1 protein-coding gene is annotated in these 1318 nt (G+C 41.7%); it reads left to right on the top strand.

Going from position 1 to position 1318, the window contains the following annotated elements; genetic code table 11:
- Window positions 1–708: 708 nt before the first annotated feature.
- The gene (locus tag EKM76_RS13330; protein WP_125551023.1) at window positions 709–987 is read left to right on the top strand and encodes a BRCT domain-containing protein; all 279 of its coding nucleotides are present in this window, start codon (window positions 709–711) and stop codon (window positions 985–987) included.
- The last annotated feature ends 331 nt before the right edge of the window (window positions 988–1318 follow it).

The following is a 1318-nucleotide window of genomic DNA, read 5'->3' on the forward strand; positions in this document are numbered from 1 at the left end:
CCGTAGTCCAGTTTTTGATTGGGTAAGTTCCTTTAAGATTGCTAATTTTTCGAGTACCGTATGTTTAGATCTGGGCATACAAAAATCCCTCCATAGTTGTTAGATGAATTATTGTATTTCATCTGACAACCATAAAGGGATTATCGCAGAATCGGTGAGCGCCACAAAAAAGGCATCATTGTTTAATGACTATTATATCATGGCCGGTGCGATTTTTAAAGCCCTAGGGGACAAGCTGGGGTCTAAATCCAAGGGGACACGTTTGCCAGTGCGACTTCAATAAGTCTGGCTATACCACAACAAGGCTATCTGTACGGCTGGGTGGTGAATGGTGAGCGCGACCATTAACGGCGCGGGTGGTAAAACGAAGCTTCGGCTTGGTGCCATTGATTAGTTGGTGATCGAACAAAAATAAATACGTATCATCAACGCCTTCTAGGGCGTTTTTTAGTAGGCTAAACCGAAAACGTAGGTTTATAATGAGTGGTGGTAGCAATACCGCAATTGTACAGACAAGCGACGGGCGTTAACGACCGACGAACTAGGGGGAAACCTTAGCGTAGAATTGCACTCTGGTTCAGTTATTCCAAATAGCTGTTTCCAGGGAACAATTCTGCGCTCAAAACGTCACTCCCTCTAAACTGAATGGAAAACCATAACCCGTCAAGTCAAAACCAACATTAGAATCAAGAAAGTTGATGATTTAAAATGCTTGATTTAAGAGATTGTGAGATTGCTTTTACCGGACGTCTAACTACCATGAATCGGGATCAAGCTTTTAGTTTGGCGAAAGTCTTTGGGGCGAAACCACAAAATTGGGTTACGAAACAGACAGATTATTTAGTGGTTGGGTTAATTGAGACGGCTTTAGGTGAGGAGCCCATCACAAAAAAGTTATTGACGGGAACACCAACGATTTCAGAACGGGATTTTTTGGACTGGTGTCAGGTACGATTGGAGCAATGGTCTAGGAGTTTAGGCGGTTAAATTCACAAAGTGAGTTTACTGATTTTTTGGGGATTTTTCATCTAGACCACTCCTCTACCGTCAAATTTCACAAAGGCCAAATAACGGATCGTTGTTTTATCAGGGAGTGAGGGGGTTACTTGGGATGAGCCGCATTATGTTAACTAGCTTAAAATTGCACAATAAAAAGGCCTACCCAATTGAGGCAATGTCATTAAGTTAAGCTATTGACAAAAAAGAATAGGGCTTCAGCTACATCATTTATGTAGCTGAAGCCTTATTTTTTACTTTAAACTTGGTAAACTAAAAGGGGAAGGCACTAAACCTTCTCCTCCACAGGCCTAATTGTAAC

Origin of the sequence: Loigolactobacillus zhaoyuanensis, assembly GCF_003946385.1 — a bacterium.
Taxonomy (GTDB): Bacteria; Bacillota; Bacilli; order Lactobacillales; family Lactobacillaceae; genus Loigolactobacillus; species Loigolactobacillus zhaoyuanensis.